This is a genomic window from Tenacibaculum ovolyticum DSM 18103, from assembly GCF_000430545.1.
GTDB lineage: Bacteria > Bacteroidota > Bacteroidia > Flavobacteriales > Flavobacteriaceae > Polaribacter > Polaribacter ovolyticus.
Genome location: NZ_AUMF01000009.1, coordinates 162,701 through 183,573, shown reverse-complemented (window position 1 = coordinate 183,573; position 20,873 = coordinate 162,701). Strand labels below are relative to the sequence as shown.

General features: G+C 29.2%; 18 protein-coding genes. All 18 read left to right on the top strand.

Going from position 1 to position 20,873, the window contains the following annotated elements:
* Positions 1 to 2: 2 nt before the first annotated feature.
* The 18 genes from H518_RS0102095 (at position 3) to H518_RS0102010 (ending at position 20,869) form a co-directional block, all read left to right on the top strand.
* Positions 3 to 1,775, top strand: coding sequence for a type VI secretion system baseplate subunit TssF (locus H518_RS0102095; RefSeq protein ID WP_028887544.1), 1,773 nt, complete (start codon positions 3 to 5; stop codon positions 1,773 to 1,775).
* 9 nt (positions 1,776 to 1,784) lie between these two features.
* Positions 1,785 to 4,223: an AAA family ATPase gene (locus H518_RS0102090; RefSeq protein ID WP_028887543.1), complete on the top strand. Its 2,439-nt coding sequence runs from the start codon at positions 1,785 to 1,787 to the stop codon at positions 4,221 to 4,223.
* A 9-nt stretch (positions 4,224 to 4,232) separates the two neighbouring features.
* Positions 4,233 to 5,213, top strand: coding sequence for a hypothetical protein (locus H518_RS19045; protein WP_051263633.1), 981 nt, complete (start codon positions 4,233 to 4,235; stop codon positions 5,211 to 5,213).
* Positions 5,214 to 5,234: 21 nt separating this feature from the next.
* Positions 5,235 to 6,131: a TssN family type VI secretion system protein gene (locus H518_RS0102080; protein ID WP_028887542.1), complete on the top strand. Its 897-nt coding sequence runs from the start codon at positions 5,235 to 5,237 to the stop codon at positions 6,129 to 6,131.
* A gap of 50 nt (positions 6,132 to 6,181) precedes the next feature.
* The gene (locus H518_RS0102075; protein ID WP_028887541.1) at positions 6,182 to 7,333 is read left to right on the top strand and encodes a hypothetical protein; all 1,152 of its coding nucleotides are present in this window, start codon (positions 6,182 to 6,184) and stop codon (positions 7,331 to 7,333) included.
* Positions 7,334 to 7,390: 57 nt separating this feature from the next.
* Positions 7,391 to 7,888, top strand: coding sequence for a type VI secretion system TssO (locus H518_RS0102070; protein ID WP_028887540.1), 498 nt, complete (start codon positions 7,391 to 7,393; stop codon positions 7,886 to 7,888).
* 52 nt (positions 7,889 to 7,940) lie between these two features.
* Entirely contained in the window at positions 7,941 to 8,396 is a 456-nt protein-coding gene (tssO, locus tag H518_RS0102065) for a type VI secretion system TssO (RefSeq protein WP_028887539.1), read from the top strand.
* Between the two features lie 6 nt (positions 8,397 to 8,402).
* Positions 8,403 to 9,344, top strand: a complete 942-nt coding sequence (locus H518_RS0102060) for a PKD domain-containing protein (RefSeq protein WP_028887538.1) — start codon at positions 8,403 to 8,405, stop codon at positions 9,342 to 9,344.
* Positions 9,341 to 11,743: a type VI secretion system protein TssR domain-containing protein gene (tssR, locus tag H518_RS0102055; protein ID WP_028887537.1), complete on the top strand. Its 2,403-nt coding sequence runs from the start codon at positions 9,341 to 9,343 to the stop codon at positions 11,741 to 11,743. The genes H518_RS0102060 and tssR overlap by 4 nt, the downstream gene beginning before the upstream one ends.
* Position 11,744: 1 nt before the next feature.
* Positions 11,745 to 12,521, top strand: coding sequence for a DUF5457 domain-containing protein (locus H518_RS0102050; protein WP_028887536.1), 777 nt, complete (start codon positions 11,745 to 11,747; stop codon positions 12,519 to 12,521).
* Between the two features lie 299 nt (positions 12,522 to 12,820).
* On the top strand, positions 12,821 to 13,219 hold the full coding sequence (gene tssD / locus H518_RS0102045) for a type VI secretion system tube protein TssD (protein ID WP_028887535.1): 399 nt from the start codon (positions 12,821 to 12,823) through the stop codon (positions 13,217 to 13,219).
* 378 nt (positions 13,220 to 13,597) lie between these two features.
* Positions 13,598 to 15,409 (top strand): type VI secretion system Vgr family protein, encoded by a 1,812-nt coding sequence (locus H518_RS19040; protein WP_051263631.1) that lies wholly within the window; start codon positions 13,598 to 13,600, stop codon positions 15,407 to 15,409.
* 1 nt (position 15,410) lies between these two features.
* Positions 15,411 to 15,581 (top strand): hypothetical protein, encoded by a 171-nt coding sequence (locus tag H518_RS0102035; protein WP_155995105.1) that lies wholly within the window; start codon positions 15,411 to 15,413, stop codon positions 15,579 to 15,581.
* 17 nt (positions 15,582 to 15,598) lie between these two features.
* Positions 15,599 to 16,039: a hypothetical protein gene (locus tag H518_RS0102030; RefSeq protein WP_028887533.1), complete on the top strand. Its 441-nt coding sequence runs from the start codon at positions 15,599 to 15,601 to the stop codon at positions 16,037 to 16,039.
* Between the two features lie 69 nt (positions 16,040 to 16,108).
* A complete protein-coding gene (locus H518_RS0102025; RefSeq protein ID WP_028887532.1) occupies positions 16,109 to 17,065 on the top strand; it encodes a DUF2931 family protein in 957 nt (318 codons plus the stop codon).
* 56 nt (positions 17,066 to 17,121) lie between these two features.
* Positions 17,122 to 18,147, top strand: coding sequence for a DUF2931 family protein (locus tag H518_RS0102020; RefSeq protein ID WP_081411138.1), 1,026 nt, complete (start codon positions 17,122 to 17,124; stop codon positions 18,145 to 18,147).
* A 4-nt stretch (positions 18,148 to 18,151) separates the two neighbouring features.
* Positions 18,152 to 19,843 (top strand): T6SS phospholipase effector Tle1-like catalytic domain-containing protein, encoded by a 1,692-nt coding sequence (locus H518_RS0102015; protein WP_028887530.1) that lies wholly within the window; start codon positions 18,152 to 18,154, stop codon positions 19,841 to 19,843.
* 15 nt (positions 19,844 to 19,858) lie between these two features.
* Positions 19,859 to 20,869: a hypothetical protein gene (locus H518_RS0102010; RefSeq protein ID WP_028887529.1), complete on the top strand. Its 1,011-nt coding sequence runs from the start codon at positions 19,859 to 19,861 to the stop codon at positions 20,867 to 20,869.
* Positions 20,870 to 20,873 lie beyond the last annotated feature (4 nt).

Sequence of the window (20,873 nt, the reverse complement as noted above, 5' to 3'; positions counted from 1 at the left end):
ATATGGTTAATAACAATTATAAAAAAATTAAAGAACGCATGAAAATGCGATCTATGCAGCTGTGGGGTATCGAGAATACTCAAAAAGTAGATCCAGTTGTAGAGATGTTTTTAGATGTATTCTCTTATGAGTTATCAAAAGTACATCAAGAAGTAAAAGTATCTGATGCTAAACTTTTAGAAAGAATATCAAAAATATTGGTTAATGAAAGTTGGTCATTGCCTACACCATCACATACATTACTAAGCGTTCAACCATCAGAACAGATTAGTAAAATAGAAAAAACGACTCAATTATACTTTCAAAAAATTGTAAAGGGAGAATTAAATGACGTTTTTTTTACACCAATTAAAAAACAAACACTTTTAAGAGCTAATGTATATTGTACTGCTTTAGACAGACAGTTAATTTTTGATACAAATAAAGGATATAAACATATTATAAACTCTTATAAAGAAAGTAAAATACCAGAATATACTATTTGGGTTGGTATTGATATAGAAGAGTCTTTATTAAACGATATCACTAAAATACCAATAAGTATTTTATTAAAAGATTCTCACCTCGATCCATACCTTAAAATGAGTAAGGTGAAAGATAGTGAAGGTAATGAACTAAACCTATATCAAGAAGAGGAAGATTTAACTACAAATAAGGAACATTATTACGCTACAATACAAAAATATTACCAAGACTACTTATATACTTTAGATCTTAGTAATAGTGCTAAGAAAAGAAAAAAGTTAACAGACAAATGTAAGGATTTATTTAACCAAGAAGAGATAGAAGAATATGACAAAGAACTTTTTTGGTTAGAAATAACATTTTCAATTGCTTTTACAAAAGAAGAGTTAGAAAAAATAGCTATTTCTACAAATACATTTCCTATTGTTAACAGAAAAAGATCTTACAAGCAACATAGTTTAAAAAGAAATGGAAAAATAGTTTCTCTTTATTTTAATGAAAAAGAATATTTTTTAAATGCAGAATCTCTTATTGACAATCAAGGGAGAAAGTATAAAAACGCATTGAAAAACGATATAAATAATATGGAGGGAGCTTTTTCTCTTTATTATGGTGATATTGAGCAGTTTGATGAACGTAATGCAAAATCTATTTTAAGTGATGTAATACAAACCGTAAGGGAAGAAGGAAGTTCTTTCTCGGCAGTAGGCTACGATTTATTAAATAGTTACTTAGAAGACCTTAATGATAAGTTAGATACTCTAGAACGTAAAGTAAATTTTAGATTTAAAGATGTAAGTAATAATAGTGAAAAAGTTTACTTACAAACAATTCCATATAAAACATCAGACACGTATGAATGTGTTTATTGGACTACAAATGCTGGTTTGGCAAATGATATAAAAGAAGGAACTTTACTAACGCAATATCAAACAATTGAACTAGAGTCTGACAGTATACGATTACTAACAGATACTGTTGGTGGAATTGTAAAAAAAGGAGCAAAAGAAAAGATTAGTAATTTTAGATATGGATTATTATCTAAAGATAGAATTGTTTCTAACGAAGATATTAAAGAATTTATACATGTAGCAATTGGCGATGTTCTTAAAAGTGTATCGGTAAAATCAGGAGTTGGAATATCGGTAAACAAAAAACAAGGATTAGTTAGAACTATAAATGTAGAGGTTTCATTAAATGAAGGAGGTAATTTAAGTAGTGAAAATAAAAAACGATTAGGCCATTCGTTAGAGTTACAGTTAGAAAGCAAATCTGTACACAATACGCCATATCGAGTGAATATAATATAAAAAAAATTGATGATAGAGAATAATTTTAGTGCAAGTTTAGTATCAGCAGTACGATTAGCGAAATCGTTTGCAGCTAAAGATAGGCACGCAACATATGGGGTGGCACATTTAGCTCTAGCATTACTATATGAATCGACAGGAGTAAGCGACGTATTATCTAGTATGGGTAAAGATGTTGATTACTTGCAAGAATGGTTCGAAATGCGAAAAGAAATTTATGAATCAGAAGATCAAGCTGGAACAGAACCATTACCAGATAGTGAGGTAGATAAAGTATTTGAAGAGTCAGAAAGGTCAAAATTAAAATTAGGTACCGATTATATAGACGGACTTTGTGTATTTATAGCCATTCTTAGAGAAGGTGTTGTATATACAAACAAACAATTAGAAACCCTTTCTGTAACTGAAGCAGAGTTTTATAAGATATATGAATCTCCAGTTTTTTCTTCAAAAAATTTAACAGATAGCGAGCAGGTTGAATTAATTGAGTCAATACCATATTGTACCAACCTTATTACCCAAAAAAATCTAGACGAAGGAACCTTAATTTTAGGGAGAGATAAAGAAATAAGAAGTATTTTAGAAAGTCTTGAACGACAAGAAAATAGAGGTGTTTTATTAGTTGGTGATTCTGGTGTTGGAAAAACAGGAATTATTAAAGGTTTAATTAAGCATATTGCAGAATCAGAAAACCCTTTGGTTTCTGAAAAGCAAATAATAGGACTTAACGCATCTAAGTTATTAGCAAATAGTGCTAACGAAAGTGATGTAGCTAAGAAATTAAGTGACACTTTTGATAAAATAGGGAAATTAGAAAATTGTCTTTTTATTATTGATGATATACAAGTACTAATTGAAGGAACCCAAGGAGGATCTGGAGCGGTTAGTAATTTGATTTCAGCTGAACTTAATAATGGAGGAATAAACCTTATCGCATCTATTAATCCAGATGCCTATAGAAAAACTGTAGAGAAACATTCTATTAATCGTAAGCTTGAAGTTATAAAGCTCGAAGAACTAGAAATGATGGTGTTGCTTAAATGTTTAGACAACCATAGATATAAATTAACAGCATACTATCAATTAAAAATATCAGAAGAAGCGATTACCGAATCGGTGCAATACTCAAAAAGATATTTTAAAGAAAACAAATTACCTTATGGGGCAATAGAATTATTAGATAGAACACTAGCGTCTGTTCATACTAGTAATGCTAATTCGCTAAAAGAAATAGAAGTATTACAAGCACAATTAAAAAGTGTGGTTTTGGGTGAGAAAGACTCTATAACCAATCTTTATTTTTTATACCGTCTAACAACAGATAAAGTAAGTCCTGTAATACTAAATAATATTTCAAGTAAATATGATATTCTTGCTATAAAAGAAGAAGATGTATTGGTACAAAGCTTAGAAGCGTATTTAGCAGAAGCAAAAGAAATAGCAATACAGCCAATTAAAGAAGTTACAGCACATGAAATTTCTGCAATGGTAGCAAGTATAACAGGAATTCCTATTGGAAAAATACAAGCAGAAGAAAAAGAACGACTTTTAAATATTGAAGAGCGTTTACAAGCAAGAGTAAAAGGACAAGACCATGCTATTACCACCTTATCAGATGCTATTATAGAATCTAGAAGTGGTTTAAGTAATCCAAAACAACCAATAGGTTCATTTTTCTTTTTAGGGCCAACAGGAACTGGTAAAACAGAACTTACAAAATCTTTAGCAGAATTACTTTTTGATGATGAAAGCGCAATGATTCGTTTTGATATGTCAGAATTTAAAGAAGAACATTCAGCAGCTCTTTTATATGGAGCACCTCCAGGATATGTAGGGTATGAAGAAGGAGGGATGTTAGTTAACAAAATAAGAGAAAAACCATATTCGATTATTTTATTTGATGAGATTGAAAAAGCACATAGTTCTGTATATGATGTTTTTTTACAAATTATGGATGAAGGACATATTCATGATAAATTAGGACGTGAAGGAGATTTTTCTAATGCAATAATCATTTTCACCTCTAACATTGGTAGTCAATGGATTTCAGATCAATTCGAAGAAAATAAAATACCACCTTCAAATCAATTAATAGAAGTAATGAGCGATCACTTTAGACCTGAATTTTTAGGAAGGATTACTGAGGTTGTACCTTTTGCTCCAATTAATGAAGAAGTGGCACAAATGATTTTTGGTTTACAATTTAAAAGCCTTCAAAAGCAACTAAAGCAGCAAAAAAACATAACACTTAATTTATCTGAAGAAGCTTTAAAATATTTATCTAAAAAAGGATATTCAAAAACGTATGGAGCTCGACCGATATCAGGAGTTATTCGTACATATCTTAAAAAAACAATATCAAGAATGATTGTGTCAGAAAGTGTAATTTCTGATGATGTTGTGTTGGTAGATTATAAAGACGATAGTTTAATCTGGGAAAAGCAATAATTCATGGTAATGGATTTGGATAACATAAAGAAAAGTGAAATTACAAGTTTTGTAGCAGAAGTGTTTTATGGTGAACTTATGTTCATTTTAAAAGACTCGAAAAACAGTAATGTTTGGATACAAAATCATGGTATGAATAGTAGGGCATTTTCAAAAGACGTTCTAGATTTAACTAGTTACGATCCTTTAAGTATGATACCCCAGGCGAATAGTGTTTTTATTCATTTAAGCCGTAATAGTATTTACCATCAGTTACCCGAAATATTATTTCATCCATTAGTTATTAGCACACCTTCGATGAGTAATAAAGAGGTGGTAGATGCAATACGTGAAAACCGTAAAAAAGAAGAAGAAAATATTCACTTTTTTATACCTTTTGATACTTTTTTGTTTGAAGAAAAACTAAAATTATCAAATAGGCATCTTAATATTTTTACAGATGATTATGCAAAAGAAAACTTATTTTCTTTTGCAAAAGCTATTATAAAAAAAGACATTCCATTACGAAAAGAACAATTATATAAACTTTTTCTTAATTTATGTAATTCTGAGCAATTAAAAGAAAATTTACCAGAATTAGAAATACTATTGCGATCTATATTAGGGTTTAGCGTAGCATTAAAGTATCAGTTATGTGTAATAAATGAAAGCCCTTTTATGGCTTTGGGAGAAGGAATATTAGGATATGATATAGGTACTCAAGGAGCTGTAATAAGTGAACAAGACAATATTAAAGCTATTATGCTGCTAGAAGAACATCAAGAATATAAGGAGCTGCAAAAAAATAGAAGTATTATTAAAAAAATATTAGAATTTTTTACTTTTTCTAATAGAGAGATTATAGTAGAACATCAAATTCTATACAGTAATGAGTTTCAATTAGGAGTAAACTACTTAGGGTATGATACGGTGTTAGTGGCTGCTAATAAAAAAGAACAACAAGTAAAAGTAAAAGCAAAAGAACAACAAGAAATAATATTAAGTATTTAAAATATATATACCAATAAACTAATGAATGTATTATTACTCTTTTTTTTAAAATACTTACTAGCACCACTCGTTATGATTGTTGCAACGGTAGTTTTAAATACAATTGCAAAAGGAAAAGCAGTGTTAAAGCTGAAAAAATTAATAATTTTTATTTTATTATTAGCAGTATTGTTAATACTCCCTAGTTTATTAGGGTTTTTAAAGTATGAATTTATATGGGGAGGGTTAGTTATTTCTATATGCTGTTATTTACTTCTAGGCTTTTTATTTAACTGGTTTTCTACCACAAATTTCTTTAAAGACATAGGGTTTAAAGAAAATAAATGGTTAATGATATTGGGGTTATTTATCGCTGTAATATTAGCATCATGGGCATACTATTTTGTGTTCTCTTGGGCAAACGAATTAGGATATGAATTATGGGCTATGTTAACTGTTTTGTGGTTTTTAGTACCGCCTTTTTATGTGTTTTCTAGAAGCATGTATTTACAAATACCAAGTCCGTTTTATAAACTATGGATTGTTAATAATGAACTTAATGATGAAGAGTATTGGAACAGCGTAGATACTTTTAGATTAATGCAGGTAACAGTAAAAGTTAAGCGATCACCAGAAGCAAAGGAATACGCTTCTTTTTCTGTAAAACTTCCAGAAGATGTAAGCTTAGGTAGATGGTTTAATCGATTTATAGACGATCAAAACATACGATTTCCAAATAACATTATAGAACTAGAAGACGGTAACGGACCTTATGGTTGGATATTATATACTAACAAGTGGTTACCAATGCCTATTTTTACAAGAATGCTTGATTTTGATGGAGATGTAATAGGTAATAAAATAAAAAACAAAACTGTTTTGTATGTACGACGTGTTTCTAAGAATAAAGAAGGTGAAGCAAAAACAACAGCAGAATAATACGAGATATATAACGATATAAATATATATCAGAGTTAAAAAATAAGCAGATGAAAAATAAAGAATATTTCCCAGTCAATTGGACAGACGGTGTAAAGCTAACCAAAGATCATTTTATTGAAAATTATTTTAATACAATAAACACAATCAATGATAGTGTAAAAACTAGAATGCATAGTTATGATTATGGTTTGTTAGAAACAGGAAAAGAAAAATTTCCTGCACTAGAAATAGAGATTAATACACTTACAGAAGAACGATTAGTTTTGGCTTTGCATGGTTGTAGTGCTATTACGAAGGCAGGATATAAAATAGCTTTTTCTAAAGAAATGTATGGAGGTGATGTACCTACAGCAAAAATAGAATCTAAAGATATAGATACTAATAGTAATTTAGAGTTTTATGTTATGGTAACTGTAAATCCGTTTGAGCTTTTACCTGTAGGAGAACCTGATCCAGAAGTAATTCCTTTACATCATCCATATGTATTACCAAAAGTGGGACTTAAAATAATACCTAAAAACCAATTTAATAATGGCTTTATGGATGCAAGTTTTTTTCTAGCAAATAAAGTGTATTGGCGAAACGGAAATTTTGTTGTAGATAAAGATTATACACCTGCTGTATCTAGAATAGCATATTATAAACCATTACACGAGTTCTATAAAAATATAGGGCAAGTTTTAGTAAGACTACGTAATTACTCTGTAATTATTAACAAAAAAAATAGAGATAAACAACAGAGTAATACATTAGTACGTAATACATTTTTGTTAACGAGTAAAGTAATGGATTTTGTTGGTCAACATACTTTTGAATTTAATCAAATAGGAGAAGAACAACCACCAGTATACATTGCTCAGAAAATATCTATTTTGGCGAACTATTTGTCAAATGAGTTAACCATTATGGAAGAAACTGAAAAAGAAAAATTACTGCAATACTACTATGAATGGATTGATATAAAACCTTCAGTTTTCGAAACTACATTAGGAAACGTAATCGATATGAATTATAATCATCAAGAAATAAACGATACGTTAGATAAAGTAGATTATTTTATGGCTATTATGGATCGATTATGGAAAAGATTAAGTGACTTAGAATATATAGGACAACGAAAAGATAATATTGTAATTAGTGAAGAGAGTATGAGTATTAAAACGAAACCTCAAAACAAATCTTGGTCTATAATAGATTAGTTTTAATGTATCTAAAAACAGACTAATATCTACTAATGTTTAAAAAATTATAAACGCGTGAAACCTTTAAATTATAAAAAAAGAAGAGCTTCTCAATTGCGATTTTTGTTAGTTTTCTCAATAACACTTACACTGCTGTTTTGTAGTAGTCTATTTGCTATATATACTGGGGAAAAGGGAATAAATGTTTTAGAAAAAAAACATTCAGAGTATAATGATATTTTCGAAAAGCAAGCATTTATATCTTTTAAAATAGATGAAATGACGAAGTATTTGTATCGATTGAAGAATAAAAAAAGAACACTGGGGGAGCATAAACAATTTCAAGGTTTAATATCTAATATGAGAACTGATGTTGAAAATGAAATAAAGAATACAACATCAGATATAGAATATCAGTTTCAATTATATACAGAATTACTAAGACAAATAAAAGAGATTCAGGAAGTGGTAGATGATTATGAAAATGAATCTGAAGAATACTTATACAATAAAGAGTTATTAGAGAAATGTAGAGAGAAATATAGGTCAGAAGGTGGTAAGTCAAAAAAATAAAAACCAAACGAATTACGTACTAGTTTTAGTGTGAGAAAATTACATAAGAAATATGAAAACAGATGCATTAGATGAATCTTTTTGGAGAAGGATAAAATTTATATTACTATTTACTTTGTCAATTATTCTATTATATATTTTGCAAACAAAATTTATAATGAAAATACCTGCGGTTAATAATGGTGAGTTATTAAAAACAATAGGTAATTATGAAAAAATTATACAAAAGCAAAATGAATATACCGAAAAAGTAAAAAAGATTAATGAAGAATTAAAAGTAATGAAATTTGACATACATCAGATACAAAAAAAAGATGAAATAAATAAAAAAATATTTGAAGTTAGATCTGTGTATAAAGAAAATAAAATGAATTCAAAATACTTTTTTGGAATTCAATCAGCTAATATTTTGCAAATATATTTTGATACACGAGAAGAGTATAGTTCTATGAAAAAGAACAAAAAAATTATAATGGATAACCTTAATGAATGTAAGGCTAATATTTAAAATAAAATGAGGTTTAATAAAAAAATCATATTAATAATACTTGCACTTGCTGTAATCATAACATTAATTATAGCGGTATTGTTACCAAATAAATCAGCCATTGATACAATAGATTTTTCGATATATGACTCTAATGGAAATTATCACTACGAGGTAAAGGAAAAATTAAACTTTTCAGTAAATGATAGTTTAGATTTTAAGAATAGAGATATGGTATGGCATATGGGTAACGGTGATACAATAATGCGATCACATGATGTTAATTATATCTACAATAAAAAAGGAAAGTACCGTATAACGCTAGAGGTAGACTCTAAATTTAAAATGTCTAAATTTATAGAAGTAATATCGTTAAAAAAGGAAAAAGCAATAGATTCTCTTCCTGTAATTCATGGTGTAGATGTTGGATATGTAGGAGAAGAACTTGTGTTTTCATCGTATAGTCCAGGTGTAAAATCTTGGTATTGGGAATTTGGTGAAACAGGTACGGTAGATGCTTATAAAGGTCAGGTAATTTATGTTTATAAAAAGCCAGGGATATATAATGTAAAGCTAAAAACAAACACTACAAAATACCCTGTTAGCCATTTAATTCAAATTTTGCCATTATTTGAAGCAATTGAAGAATCTGAACATTTAGATTCTTTATCTATGGCACAAGAAGATATTAAAAGAAGATTGCAAACGATAGCAGATGCCTCTATAAGTAATAAACGAGATTATTATAAAAGTTTAAAACATATAGAAAATAGGTATACTTGTAACCAAGGAGATGAGGTGATTATAGTGATTAACGGAGCTAGATACAATGATTTATATAGTTATTGCCAAGGGTTACACTATTTAGAAGGTAAAGGTAAAAAGACCGTAATTATTAATGAAGTAGCGATAGATACTTTTAATTGCGTAAAAAAAATACAAGTAACACAAAGCATAATTAATCAATGATGCATTTAATGTACAAGAAAAAGAAGCAGTTTAATACTCTTACGATATGCTTATTAGGGATTTTTTTAAGTGTCTTATCTGGTGTTGTAACTCCTATTTTTGGGCAAGTTAAGAATTACACGACTGTTAAAAAGAGAATAAAAAATAGCTATAACTTTGAAAAAGTAAAAGGAAAAACAGGAAGACAGTATATAGATGAAAATGTTTATAAAGTATTTTCAGATAGGTCAGAAAACCTTGTTTATTTAGATCCATATTCACAAGAGTCAGGAGAGAATCAAGATTTTTTAACTCCATATTATGTTTTAGGTCAAAAAAACGATCATTTAAAAGTCGCAACAGCAGCCCCAGAAATACTTGGTAAGCCAAAAGGAATGTTTTCTTTTATATTTGGTGATAAATATAGTTTTAAAGACGGTAAAAGCGCAAAATATGTAGGTTGGATTCATAAAAACAATGTAATACATTACGCACACTCAAAACTAAGTAGGTGCAATTACAAACCGTTACGTTATGTTGTAGGAGTACATGATGTTAAGGCCTTGTATAATAGTGATAAATTTGTTGAAAAAGATACCGTACATCTATTTAAAGATCCTTTATTTAAAGAGAAGAGTGTTAAAAAGTTAATGCTAAATCAATTTGTTTTTTTGTATAAACACAGTGTTGATAAAAAAGCAGTATTGGTTTCTAATTTAGCAACTCTTCAGTTAAAAGACTCTACGGCTAGAACCATGGGGTGGATTCCATCTTTTTTATTAAAAAAAATAGGCCAACAACAAGTATATGCTATAAATAAAGTAGATTCATTATCTTTTTTAGGAAAAACGAAAACAGATAATGAGCATATAAGTAAAAGTGAAATAGGAGACGCATTTATATATGATGTATCTGCACATCATAAAAGATCGAAACAACCAACGGACTCTGTATGGGCTACTGTACCTTTAAATGTTTGGAATCATAGCGATAATAAACTGATAAATGTAGATGGAAGAGATGTTTTAATAAGGAAATTAAAAGACATTAAAGAGGATAATAAAAAAGTTAATTTTCATTTTGTCTTTGACTGTGGAAAAGATTTAAAGATAAAACAACTCTTATTAATGAGTTCGTTACAAAAAATATGGATGTTAATTTCTTCAGAAGAAAAATATAAAGGATACGAATTTAGCTTTAGTGCAAGTTCATACGGCTGTGGTAAATTTTACGCCCTACCGAAAACAAAATCTTTTTCGTTGTGGATGGATTATCTTCAAAATATATTTTTAGATGTAAATAATGAAGCCGTTACTGAAGTGAATACAGGAGGTATAGCGCAATGTTTTGAGTATGCTATTAGAGATTTACCAGCGAGAAGTTTTACAAATAATATTATAATGGTGTCTGGTGAAAAACGCTTTTTTACACCACCTAACATTAAAGAAATTACTAAAAAATTAGGAGAAACATCATCTAGAATTATTTTTTACCAATTAGAGAATAAGGTTGATGATCAGCACCAAGATTACATTTTACAAGCAAAAGATATTTTAAGTAAAGTAAGTACTAGTCATGCTAGCTTTATTAGGTCTTTTATAGTGGAAAATGATTTGATTAAAAATAAAAACACATTTACAAACATACCAGCTGTAGATAATATTTATTTATACGATGCACCCGCTAATAGTACTTATCAAGGAGGAATTACATTCCCTAAAATAAATAAGATATTATCGGCAACGTCTTTTGATAAAACACTCGATTCAGTATTAAGTAAAACAATACATTTTAATACTGTATTTACAGGGTCTTTAGAGTATCATGCTAAAAGATTAGGATTTCTTAGAAGTAAATCAGAGAGTAAAATAAAAGAAATGATTTTAAGCGACAGTACCTATGCTAATAATTTAGGGATGTTGCCAAGAAATTATATGTTTGAAAAATATTATAAGAACAAAAAATATACACAAAAAGACAACCCAAATGCTGTATTAGGTTATTTACTTAGTAAAGAAGAGTTAGAACTAGTTATAGATGGGTATAAATCGTTAATACCATTATACTCTAAGAAAGTAAAGAGAAAAGATAGAAAACGATTATATCGTATATACAGAAAAAACAGTAGACTTATTAATAAAAACCTATTCGTTAAAATCTTAAGAAGAAGAAATTACATGGCAGATTTAGTTTATATAAAAACTGGAATGCCTGTAAACAGTGAGTTTTTATTAAAAACTAAAATCAAACATATAAAGCGAAAAGGAAAAACCTCACATGCTGATTTTGCTACTATAATGAAAGAGCTAAGAGCTAAAATAGCGATGTTAGAAGAAATATTATCAAATAAGAAAGCTAAAAAGTATAAAGACGGTAGTAAAAAAGAATATTATTTTATTTCAAACAATCAAATTCTTTAAAATGAGTACACCTACAGTTTTACCGATACACGAAGTTATACTAAAAATAATGTATAACGCCGATAGAGAAAAACCAATTGGCTTAACTAGTTCAGATATTTTATGGAAGATTGATAATCCTGAAATTACCGAACGCTATGTAAGAGAAGTATTAGGTTGGTTGGTAAGAGAACGAAAAGTTAAATTATACTTAGAAAAATATAGTTTAGATAGGCATGAGTTTTTGGCTCAAAAAGTTAAAAATGAAGAAGAGGAAGAAGAGGAAGTTTTATCAGCAGAAAAAGAAACTTTTTATATAAAACCATCTAAAAAAAAGATAAAAAATATAAGGAGTAAAATATTTTTTTTTACAGGAACGCTAGTACTCTGTTTTGTAACTTATTTGTATGTTAATATGCTAAGAGATTATGAAGTTACAACAAAAGAAATAGCTGCTAGTAGTATAGAAAAAAAGCAAACTGCAATAAGAAATTTATTTCTTTCAAATGAAGATGATGAAAATGAAAATGTAAATAAAAAAATAGAAAACATTGCATATTTGTTTTCTAAACAGAATAAGAATAATAAAAATATAAAAAAGGAAATAGCACGACTGTATAAAGTAACAGATAGTTTACAAAAGCAACAGCAATCTAAACTAAATATAATTCAGAAAAAATTAGATGTAAATTTAAATAAAAGCATTAATTACACGAATGATATATTAAAGAAAATAATACTTTGTAATATTTTATTTCTAGTAATAATTATTTTCACCTTTTTTAAAGGGAAAATATAGTTTTTTTATAAATATATGTTTTTATACGAAAAAAAAATGTATATTTATACCAACAAAATGACAATTTAGAATTTTCTTCTTCTTTGTAAAATAAACTGTCATACTTGTATAATATAGGCGAATCTAGTCTGTATTTTAAGTATACCTATGTGGGGTTTCTCCCAGTAAAGCACGTTTGTTTTTTTAGTTTAGAAAATTATCTATTGTTGTAGAGAGTTAGTTTTATGTTTGTATAATACTAGTTACGCTATGCATAAAGCAAAAAGGAAATTTAAAAATTAATATTAAAAAACAAAATTATGGGATCGTTTAGAGCATCACTAGAATTAGGAGGAAAAGAATTTGACGTATTAGCAACAGAATACGCTTTTAGTAGAGATACTGATAAAAAAGGTAAAATTGCATCTAATGTTTACGGAGGAAGAATCAATGTAACAATAGAGTCTACAGCAGATTCATCTGTAATCGAAGCGATGTTAAATAGCCAATTTAAAGCTATTGAAGGAAAAATCATTTTTAAGAAATCTGAAGAAGATTCAAAAATGAAAGAAGTTGAGTTTAAAAACGCATACATAGTATACTACAAAGAAAACTTAAACGTAAACGGAGATGTACCAATGACTATTAACTTTACTATTTCTGCAGAAGAAATGAGTATTGGTAATGCATCTATCGATAATCGTTGGCCAGTAGCATAAGTACAATTTATAAAGAGCAAGCTTTAATAGTTTGCTCTTTATTATTTATTAAATATTGTTGTTTATAGTAGCGCTTTTGCTAAAGAGTAGCTATTTATAAAGAAAGAAAAGAAAATTTTATTAAGATTATACGAATATCATAGTAGTATATAATAACCTGTTGTGCGTTTAAAATGGATTGGTCAATTCGAGTAGTTTTTATAATTGAAATGAGTGAAAAATTATAAGAAAATAATAAATTTCGTTATTAAAATAGCTCTCGATACGATTTAGTGTAATAAATTACTTTTAAAATTTACACTAAAAATATATAAATCAATACAGGTAAATAGTATACTATTTGTAGTTAATACTACTATACGTAAAAAAATACTGTATATGAAACCCATAACAACGATTAATATAGACGGAGAAACGCTATATAATTTTGAAAAAGCAACCCTTAATCAAACAATAAATAACCACCATACCTTTTCTATAATAGTTGATTATGATACTATAGAAGCTGTAGGCTCTTATACGTTAGACGACTCAAAAGAATGGTTAGGTAAATCGATTGTTATAAACTTTAACGATACCGATTTTTTAGGTGTAATTACCAATGTAAAACTACAACATAACAATGGTTTTGATGGTAAGCTACTTGTTAGTGGATACTCTAAAACTATTTTATTAGAAAACGGGCCACACATGCATTCTTGGTTGCATAAAAGTTTAGATACAATTGTAAACGATACTGTTAGGGCAGCAGGTTTAACCGCTAAAATAAAACCAGCATTTAAAACTCCAATAACCTACCAAGCACAATACAAAGAAAACCATTTTCAGTTTATACAACGATTAGCTAAACAATACAACGAATGGTTGTATTATGATGGGGTACAATTGGTTTTTGGAAAGCCATCTTTAGATTCTGCTGTTACAATAGAGTATGGAGCCGATATGGATACTCTTAATATTGCCATAGAAGCCATAGCAAGTACTGCTGCTAACTTTTCATACAATGCGTTACATAATGTTAGAGACGAATCAAAATCAAGAGGAAGAGTAGAGGGGTTAAATGAATTAGGTAGTTATGCCTTTGATGTATCAAAAGAACTATTTTCAATAAATACACAAGAATACTTAGCAACCAAAGCAGAAAACAAAAGTGAAATAGACACTTTTGTACATAATCAACAAGGAAGCAAAATAGCAACCGCAAATGTACTTAGTGCTACCAGTACCAAACAAGGTCTTACTGTAGGTACTATTATAAAAGTAACAGGAGCTCAACGAGGAGTTGATGCTTTTGAAGTTAAAAATTATGGTGAATATATTATCACCAAAATTACCCATACAGCTACAGGGTCAAGCAAATATGGCAATGAATTTGAGGCAATATCATCAGGTACGGCGATTTTACCAGTGCCAGAAGTTGCTTTGCCAGAAGCAGCTACCCAAATAGCTACCGTACTCTCAAATGAAGATCCGAGTCAAAAAGGACGAGTAGAAGTACAATTTCAGTGGCAAAAACACGAACAAAAAACAAGTTGGATACGTGTAATGACACCCGATGCAGGAAGCAGTGATAATCATTCAGAAAATAGAGGGCACGTATTTATACCCGAAAAAGGCGATCAAGTAATGGTAGGTTTTCGTTACAATAATCCTAACCGACCATTTGTAATGGGAAGTTTATTTCATGGTAATAACGGAGCTGGTGGTAAAGCAGATAATAATTATAAAAGTATTATTACTAAAAGCGGCCATATTTTAGAATTTAATGATACCAATAAGTCAGAAAGTATAAAAATTACTGATAAAAAAGGAAATTCTATTTTTATAGATACCGCTGGTGAAACAATAACCATTAATGCTTTAAAAGATATTAATATTAATGCAGGAGAGAATTTAAATATTACTGCAGGTAAAAATATTAATGTAAATGCAGGGCAAAGCATTAAAGAAACAGCAGGTCGTAATATAACCTCAAATGCGGGTAACGATATTTTACAAACAGCATCTAAAGATATTAAAGAAAAAGCTAATAATATTAAACAAATTGCAGATAATACTTTTGATATCGTATCAAAAGAATCTACAGAATATGCAGAAAAAATAAATGTGCAAAGTTTAAAAGAAGAAATAAATATGCTTAGTGCTAAAAAGGTAAATATTAATGCTAAAGAAAAATCTAACCTATTTTAAAATGGCTATTATAAAAAGAGCATTAAATATAAAAAAAATAGCACACCAGCAATATGCTATTAAAGCGAAAGAACTAAATAAAGTTTCAGATAAAGCAACGATTGAATCATCTAAAGAAAGTATGACAATTGCAGGAGCAACAAAAGTAAATATTAAGGCAGATAATGGTTAACGCTTAAAAATATAAAAATGGATGAAAATACTTCAATTATCAGTGTAATTTTATTGGTGGGAGTTATAGTGTACACCCTTATTTTTAGAGCGTCATTTAAATTAAAAATGAATACTAATGTTTATTTATTATTAGTAGCATATTTTACAGCACCAATATCATTATTACTTACACTACTTGTTTTAAGTTTTACGATTTACAAAACTCACAAAGTAAAAAGTAAGTTGAATAAATTTATTTTTTGGTGGATTTTAATTAATACTGTGTTTACTATTTTGCCTTATGCAAAAGACAAATTATCTAACAACACACTAAGTTTTAATAGCGATGCGGCAGGAAATGCACTGGTGTCTGGTACCGAATTTATAATGCAAATAGTATTTCAGTTTATAATGTTACTCATAACAGTTGTTGTTTTTTTTATACACAAAAACTATGTTCAAAAAAAACAAGCATAAATGAAAATTAAGCTTAATATACTACTTGTGTTTTTTGCATTTATATTAATACACTGCAAAGGCAGTAGTATGGATAAAAAATATAAATGGTCGGTATCTGTAAATGCACCCAAAAATTTCCCAGCAACCTTACATTATGGTTATTTAGGAGAAACAGGTATTAGAGGTAAAGGCACATTAAATAGTGGTTGGGGATTAACAGGTTCTTTTACTGGTTCTCAAGAAAAAAGAGTACTACCTAAAGAACTTCATTTAGTTTGGATTTCTTATTTAGAAAATCAATTTTATGAAGGGCATTTTGAGTTAGATCATAAAAAAATAGCCGAAATATTCGAAAAAGGATTTAAAGAAGATACTGATAAGGGAGTGATAATGTCTCACGATATGTTTTTTGTTGTTAATGTAGCTCCTGGAGGTACTGTGGCTGTTTGGTTAATGGGTATTGACGGGTTTCAACGTGAAATAGGTTTTTATCAAGCTAAAAAAACAGAAGTAGTTTGGAAAGAGTACAATCCACATGGCGAGCAAGATCGTGAAAAATCTGTTAAAATATATACCGATGCTATTCCGCCCGAAATAGTAACGCAGTATAAAGAAAATAAGTTGTCTTTTAAAAAATGGGAAACCTATAGAGAATCATTTACTTGGAGTGTAGGTATTAAAGGTAACCCGCACATGGTATTTTTAAATGCATACGCTTTTAATGGGGAAGAATATAGAATACACCAAAAATTTTTAAAAATTAAAGAAGATACTATATACAGTGCCTTACCTCGAAAAATAAAAATGCAATGGGAAGAGTCAGATCAAGTAAAGAAATGTTTTACGGCAACCTGTATTTTTAAAGAGAGTGATTATACAACTATTGCAGCTGCGTTTAAAGAAAACAACCATACAGGTAGTTTTGAAATAGTACCTTATGTAGAAAATAATGTAAAAAAACTAAAATTGTATTTAATAACAGGTACTAAAAAGCAAGAAATACATTTAAAAGAAAATAAAGTAAAACGAGCATTTTATAAATAAAACTATGAGTGGAATTATTTATGAAGAATATGAAAAAATGATAAAAATAAGCATAAATGAAAATTAAATTAAACATAGTACTTGTGCTTTTTGCATTAACATTAATACACTGTAAAAGTAGTAAAATGGATAAAAAATATAAATGGTCGGTATCTGTAAATGCACCCAAAAATTTCCCAGCAACCTTACATTATGGTTATTTAGGAGAAACAGGTATTAGAGGTAAAGGTACATTAAATAGTGGTTGGGGAAAAATGGGGACCCTTACAGGTTCTCAAGAAAAAAGAGCATTACCTAAAGAACTACATTTAGTTTGGATTTCTTATTTAGAAAATCAATTTTATGAAGGGCATTTTGAATTAGATCATAAAAAAATAGCCGAAATATTCGAAAAAGGATTTAAAGAAGATACTGATAAAGGGGTGATAATGTCTCACGACATGTTTTTTGTAATTAATGTAGCTCCTGGAGGTACTGTAGCTGTTTGGTTAACGGGTATTGACGGGTTTCAACGCGAAGTTGGTTTTTATCAAGCTAAAAAAACAGAAGTAGTTTGGAAAGAGTACAACCCACATGGCGAACAAGACCGTGAAAAATCTGTTAAAATATATACCGATGTTATTTCGCCCGAAATAGTAACGCAGTATAAAGAAAATAAGTTGTCTTTAAAAAAATGGGAAACCTATAGAGAACCATTTACTTGGAGTGTAGCAATTAAAGATAACCCGCACATGGTATTTTTAAATGCGTATGCTATTAATGGGGAAGAATATAGGATAGATGATGATTCTTTAGAAATAAATGAAGATAGTATATACAGTGCTTTGCCAAGAAAATTTAATATGCAATGGGAAGAGCCAGATCAAGTAAAGGAATGTTTTACGGCAACCTGTATTTTTAAAGAGAGTGATTATACAGCTATTGCAGCTGCGTTTAAAGAAAACAACCGTACAGGTAGTTTTGAAATAGTACCTTATGTAGAAAATAACGTGAAAAAACTAAAACTGTATTTAATAACAGGTACTAAAAAGCAAGAAATACATTTAAAAGAAAATAAAGTAAAACGAGCATTTTATAAATAAAACTATGAGCGGAATTGTTTTTGGAGAATACAAAGAAACACGTACAGCTATAGAGCGTGGTAATAGTGTTGTAATAGGCGTTTTTTTTGATGGTACAGGTAATAATCGTAAAAATGTACGTGCTTATAAAGCTTACAAAGGCGAGGCTATAACGATGGATGCTGGTGAAGATGTAGAAACCTATAAAAAGGCTTACAAGAAGCATAAAGATGATGGTAATGGTGATAATAGTTATAATTCAGATGAGTCTAATGTATCTCGTTTAGAGCCTCATTATATAACTGATGATTCAAAAGTTTTTAAACTTTATATAGAAGGTATTGGTACCGAAAATTTTGAAAGTGATGCAGGTATTGGTAGTGCTTTTGGTAAAGGAAGCACGGGGGTGCCAGCAAGGGTAGAAGAAGCTTGTAAGCGAATTGTAAATGAAATTTTACCAAAGGTAGAATCTACTCTTAAAGATGAAAATAAGTTTAAACTTATAGATCAGGTATATTTTGATGTTTATGGTTTTAGCCGTGGTGCAGTAGCAGCAAGGCATTTTGTGTCGCAAGTAAAAAAAAGAGCTTCACATTTTGAATTTGTTAGTAGAGAAGAAGGAGAACTACAGGTAATTGATACTCCTGCTTATGGTTATTTAGGAAAAGCTCTAAAAAAGAAGAAAACAGCAATAAGTGTTGTGAAAATAGGTTTTGCAGGTTTGTACGATTCGGTATCAGCTTATGGTATAGATCATTCAGATGATAATAAAGATTTAGAGCTAAATCAAATGTACCACGCTAATAAAACCATACACCTAGTAGCGCAAGACGAAATTAGAAAGAATTTTAATTTAACAGGTATAGAAAGTGCAGGCGCTAAAGGATTAACAATCGGGTTGCCTGGTGTACATTCTGATATTGGTGGAGGCTATAAAGAAATCATACCAAAAGAGAATACGTTGCTTTGGGATTTAAGTAATGATGAAAAAGAGGCAAAAAAAATAAGATGCGATTTTATCGCAGAAGGTTGGTATAAAGGATATGAAATAGACATAGAAGATGGTTGGACACGCGATGAAGTATGGGGTAGAAGAAAAAAGTTAACCAACAGCTATAGTGTAATAGCACTACAGTTAATGGCAGATTTTTCTACAAAACATAAGGCTAAGATTAATTTAACAACATTAAAAGAAAAGTTTAAAGTTACAGGTAGTTTATTAACCGAAGTACAAAATCGCTTAGATGCAGCGCTAGCAAATAAAAGTACCAAAGGCAATTTAGCTATCGATTTATTAAAGTTTAGTAGTAAACAAAATGAAAAAGAACTTTTAGAGCAAAAAGATGAAGAAGTTGTAGCGTTGATAAAAAAAATAAAAGCCAAAGACGTAAAAGAAACGATACAAAAAAACTCTTTAATAGTAAATTATAAAATTCCAGAAATAGCAAAAGACAATACAAGGGTGGCATTGCCTAAGCGTTACATTAATGCATCTAAATTAAGAATAAAAGAAAAAGTAGATTATACAAAACTAAGCGACACACAATTAATAAGAGCGTTACGTAATAAATATTTACATATATCTTTTACATACGAAAATCTTAAAGCATCTAGTTGGTGGCATTACACGCCTGTTATTTACGAAATATTAAATTTACAAGAGCCTATGGCGCCGAGAAAAAGCGGAAACAGAAAAGTGAATAATGATACAGAATAATAAATAGTATAAGCTATGACAAACAAACGTTTCTCTTTACTAATTAATGAAGACGATAATACGACAAACGCATTAGCTTCTCAGCTTAATAAAGAGGAGCGGGCACGCTTTACACTAAAAACAAAAGAAATTGAAAAAGAGACTGATAAAATTCCTTTTTCAAGAAAAGTACAGTATTGGTTGCTAGAAAATAAAGCATTTTTTTTACACCGTACTTATGGTTTACAAATTACTTACAACAATCAAAAAACCATACATTATTTATTAGAAGTAAAATGCGAAGGTTATAAAAAAGGAATATTTGATTATAGCTTACAACGAAAACAGTTCTTTAAAGATGGTGAAGAACTGGGCGGATTTATGGAGCAATTAGCAGCACAAAGTGCTAGCTGTTTATACCCTTTAAAAGTAAAAGTTAACAAATTAGGGCAAATAATAAATGTAACCAATCAAGAAGAAATTAAAGAACGTTGGGAAGCAAAGCAAAAAGAACTGGCAAAACGATATACTGGAAAACCATTTGTAAATTATTGTAAAAAAATTACTGAAGCTGTAAATAGTTCTGAAAAAATAGTAAAAAGCCTTGGCAACGATGTAGGGTATGATATACTGTTTTCAGAAATATATATGAATTACACCAAAAAGTTTAGCCAATCATTAGAAAAAGGATTTAAATGGTTTTCGGGAGTTCAAAAAGTGAACTTTTATGGTAATCAATCAGTAAATCCAATACTAAAAGAAAACAATCGTATGCTAATAACCTATAAAGGAAATATGAAACCTGTAGGAGGATTAGAAAAAGGAGAAACACAGATAAAATATGAGTTAGATGCCAAAGATAATTCACTACTACGTGTAGATGGTACCTTTAATTATGTGCAGAATAATGTAGATAAAACAATACAATTTAAAGCTATTTGGCAAGAGAGTATGGATAAAACCGTTGCACAGCAAATAGCCTATGAGAAGCAAAAAGGAATGTATTTTGATGAGAATTCTGAGAAAAAGTGGTACCAACTTTGGTAATAAA